Here is a 4,011-nt window from a genome sequence, read left to right as displayed (position 1 = left end):
GTACCGTGGCCGCGTGGCCGATCAGGAAGTCCCCGCACCCCACCACACGACGACCGTCGAGAAGGGCCGCTTCGTGGCGGCCCACTGCTCCTGCGGCTGGCAGGGACCGGCCCGCAGGGCCCGCAGCAAGGCCCGCGAGGACGCCGCCGTGCACGAGGCATCCCCGTAGGCCTCCGGGGAACCCGTCCGTCCCGTACACCGTCTCGTTCTCCGGGAAGCAACGGGAGGCGTCATGGAACGACGTACGTTCATCGGCAGCACGGCGGCCACGCTGGCGGCCGCCACGGTCGCGGGCTGTTCGAGCGGGGGCCCGGGGGCGGCTCCGGGCGCCGCGACCGCCACCGGCGGCAAAGGGAGCGCGGGCGGCACCCCGATCAGAACGACCAGCGCCGCCGCCACCTCCCCCGCCACGCTCAAGGCGCTCGCCAGGGACCTCGACGGCACCCTCGTACAGCCCGGCGAAGCGAAGTGGGCGGCGGCCCGGCAGCTCTACAACACCCGCTACGACGATCTGAAGCCCACGGCCGTCGCCTATGTGGCGCACCCGGACGACATCCGCACGGCCCTCGCGTACGCCCGCGCGCACCGCACCCAGGTCGCGATACGCAACGGCGGCCACTCGTACGCGGGTTGGTCCTCCGGCAACGGACGGCTCGTCATCGACGTGTCGAAGCTGAGCACGATACGGGCGAGCGGCAGCAGCGCGACCATCGGCGGCGGCGCGAAACTCATCGACGTCTACCGCTCGCTCGCCGCGAAGGGCGTCACGATCCCCGCGGGCTCCTGCCCGACCGTCGGCATCTCGGGCCTGACCCTCGGCGGCGGCCATGGCGTGGTCTCCCGCGCGTACGGCCTGACCTGCGACAGCCTCACCTCCGCGAAGCTGATCACGGCGGACGGCAAGGAGCTGCGCGCCTCCAAGTCCGAGAACAAGGAGCTGTTCTGGGCGCTGCGCGGCGCGGGCAACGGGAACTTCGGCGTCGTCACCGAGCTGTCGTACCGCACGCACGCCGCGCCCCAGGGCGTCTCGGCGTACCTGAGCTGGCCCTGGTCCAAGGCGGCGGCCGTGCTCAAGGCCTGGCAGGAGTGGGGCCCCGGCCAGCCGGACGAGATATGGTCCTCCGCCCATCTGGCGAACGTGCCGGGCGGCACCCCGACCGTCTCCGTCGCCTGCTTCTCGCTCGGCACGTACGGCGAACTCCAGAACGCCGTGGACCGCCTCGCCGACACGATCGGCTCCCCGGCCCGCAGCGTCTCCCTGAAGCGGCGTACGTACGAGGAGTCCATGGAGGTGTACGCGGGCTGCGCGTCCTTCACCGCGGACGCCCAGTGCCATCTGCCGGGCACGACGCCGGGCCGTTCCCCGCAGGGCGCCCTGAAGCGGGAGACCTACGCGGCGGCCTCGGACTTCTTCGACCGCTCGCTGTCGGCGGCGGGCATCCGCGCGATGCTCTCGCAGATCGAGAACGTGACGGGGGCGGGCGCGGGCAGCATCGCGCTCACCGCCCTCGGCGGCGCCATCAACCGCGTCGACCCGACGGCGACGGCCTTCGTGCACCGCCGCTCGCGGATGCTCGCGCAGTACATAGCGTCGTGGCGCGCGGGCACGTCGGGCACGCCCGCGCAGACGTGGCTGAAGAAGGCGCACGGCGCGATGGGGCGGTACGCGTCGGGGGCCGCGTACCAGAACTACACGGACGCGACGCTGACGGACTGGCGCAAGGCCTACTACGGGGACGCGGCGCCCCGCCTGAAGAAGCTGAAGAAGCGGTACGACCCGGACCGCTTCTTCGACTTCCCGCAGGCCCTCTGACGGGTCGTCCGCTCAGGCGCGGGTCAGGCGCGGGTCAGGCGGCGAGATCCCGCTCGTCGGGGCCCGCCGCGGCCCGCGCGGACGGGGCGGTGGCGCCGAGCGGCGCGGCCACGGGGCTGACCCGGCGGTCGTGCACCAGCCAGCCGAGTCGCCCCGAGCGCCCGACGGCCTTGGCGACCGGCGTGAGCAGGGCCATGGCGAGCGGCGAGAGCAGCAGGGCGACGGCGGTGCCGAGCGCGAAGCCGCCGACGACGTCGGTGGGGTAGTGCACGCCCATGAAGACGCGGCAGAAGCCCTCGAACGCGGCGAGCGCGAGGCCGATGAGGCCGAACCTGCGGTTGGCGACGAAGAGGGCGGCGCCCATGGCCATGGCGAGCGTCGCGTGGTCACTGACGAACGAGAAGTCGTTCTTGCCGTGCACCAGGACGTCGATCCCGCTGTGGTCCCTGGCCGGCCGCGGTCTCTCCACGAAGCCGCGGATGGGCACGTTGACCAGGACCGCGATACCGGCGGCGAGCGGCGCCCAGACGACGGCGGCGACCGAGGACGCGGCATCGTCGAGAGTGGAGCGCTTGCGCTGGCCCCACCAGCACCACACGACGAGCAGCACCAGGACGATCAGCAGGCCGTACTCCCCGGTGAACGCGAGGGCGCGGTCGAGCCAGTGCGGGGTCTCCCGCGTCAGGCCGTTGATGTCGTAGAGCAGGCTGACGTCGGGGTTCGACCCGGATTCATCGAGTCCAGCCATGGCGCTGCGGCCCCTTGTCTTTAGCCCGTGGGCACACCGTTCCGCGCACCCTTCTCGATCAGCCCCCGTGGTCGGTCCAGTCAAGGGAACGCGCAGTCCCCACCCCTACGTTCCACTCTCCACCGAAAGATCACCCAGACGTTATCGAAGAGAGATACATCGCCGCAGCTCAGGGGAGGGTTTTGACGGAGTGTTCCAGCCACCTCACCCCACGCGTATGCCCCCGCGCCCCTTCCGCACACCCCTTTTTCAGACCTCTGTCGGCTTGACGGGGGCCGCTTTCGCGCCATCTTCGGTGACTCGCGTCGCGCCGAAGTAGTCCGGAGTGTCGATCGGGTCGAACCGGATCACGGCACCCGCACGCGGGGCATTGATCATGTATCCGCCGCCGACATAGATCCCGACGTGCCGGATGGCGCGCGAGTTGGTCAGATCGTCGGAGAAGAACACCAGGTCACCGGGGAGCAGCTCCTCCCGCTTGGGGTGCGGGCCCGCGTTGTACTGGTCGTTGGCGACACGCGGCAGCGTGATGTCCACCGTGCGGTAGGCGGCGAGGGTGAGGCCGGAGCAGTCGAAGCGCCCGCCCTGCTCGGGCGTGCCGTTGCCGCCCCACAGATAGGGGGTGCCGAGCTTCTTCTGCGCGAAGTAGATGGCGGCGGCCGCCTGCTGCGAGGGCTGCACGCGCCCCACGGGCTTCGCGAAGCTCTTGGAGAGGTTCGTGATGGTCTGTACGTAGTTCTGCGTCTCGCGGTACGGCGGGACGCCGCCGTACTTGATGACGGCGTAGGCCCCCGCGTTGTACGCGGCGAGCATGTTCTTCGTGGGGTCGCCCGGCGCGTCCTTCACATAGCCCGCGAGCTTGCAGTCGTACGAGGCCGCGGACGGGATGGCGTCCTCGGGGTCCCAGATGTCGCGGTCGCCGTCACCGTCGCCGTCGAGGCCGTGCGTGGCCCAGGTCCCGGGGATGAACTGCGCTATCCCGAGCGCCTTGGCCGGGCTCTTGGCGCGCGGGTTGAACCCGCTCTCCTGGTAGAGCTGGGCGGCGAGCAGCGCGGGGTTGATGGCCTTGCAGAGGTTGCCCCACTTCTGCACGAGGGGCTGGTACGTCGCGGGCACGGCGCCCTTGGCGAGGCCCACGGAACCGCCGCCCGTGCCGTTCGCCATGGTTCCCGCGGCCATGTAGGTGCCGAAGACGAGCAGCGCGATGAATCCGAGGGCACCGCCGATCCCGGCGGACGCGATCAGCCACGCCTTACGCACCGTCAACCACCCCTCGCACGGCGGGATTACACCGTCGCTCAGTGTAGATGTCCGGGGCGCGCGTGGAGGTGATCATCCACTACTTGGAGGGGCGCTTCGGGGGCACGGGGGCGGACGGGCCCGGCGCCGCGGCCCCGCCCTCGGCTCGCGGGGTGCGTCCGTCGGCACGCGGCCACCCACCGGCATGAGG

General features: G+C 71.4%; 3 protein-coding genes. 1 reads left to right on the top strand and 2 read right to left on the bottom strand.

All coding sequences use genetic code 11. The features are described 5' to 3' along the window. Positions 1 to 232: 232 nt before the first annotated feature. Positions 233 to 1,813, top strand: a complete 1,581-nt coding sequence (locus tag AB8Z36_RS32645; RefSeq protein WP_369217000.1) for an FAD-binding oxidoreductase — start codon at positions 233 to 235, stop codon at positions 1,811 to 1,813. A gap of 34 nt (positions 1,814 to 1,847) precedes the next feature. On the opposite strand, the gene AB8Z36_RS32640 is transcribed toward AB8Z36_RS32645, so the two are convergent. Continuing rightward, positions 1,848 to 2,561 (bottom strand): phosphatase PAP2 family protein, encoded by a 714-nt coding sequence (locus AB8Z36_RS32640; RefSeq protein WP_369216999.1) that lies wholly within the window; start codon positions 2,559 to 2,561, stop codon positions 1,848 to 1,850. A gap of 249 nt (positions 2,562 to 2,810) precedes the next feature. Further along, the gene (locus AB8Z36_RS32635; RefSeq protein WP_369216998.1) at positions 2,811 to 3,821 is read right to left on the bottom strand and encodes a C40 family peptidase; all 1,011 of its coding nucleotides are present in this window, start codon (positions 3,819 to 3,821) and stop codon (positions 2,811 to 2,813) included. Positions 3,822 to 4,011: the final 190 nt, after the last annotated feature.

The sequence above is a fragment of the Streptomyces flavofungini genome (assembly GCF_041028215.1).
GTDB lineage: Bacteria > Actinomycetota > Actinomycetes > Streptomycetales > Streptomycetaceae > Streptomyces > Streptomyces flavofungini_B.
Note: the sequence above shows the minus strand (reverse complement) of the source record. Positions and strands in the feature narration are given on the sequence as shown.

What these genes read in the sequence shown, in the direction of transcription:
- AB8Z36_RS32645 (WP_369217000.1), top strand. Translation starts at nt 233, where the DNA reads ATGGAACGACGTACGTTCATCGGCAGCACGGCGGCCACGCTGGCGGCC.
- AB8Z36_RS32640 (WP_369216999.1), bottom strand. Translation starts at nt 2,561, where the DNA reads ATGGCTGGACTCGATGAATCCGGGTCGAACCCCGACGTCAGCCTGCTC.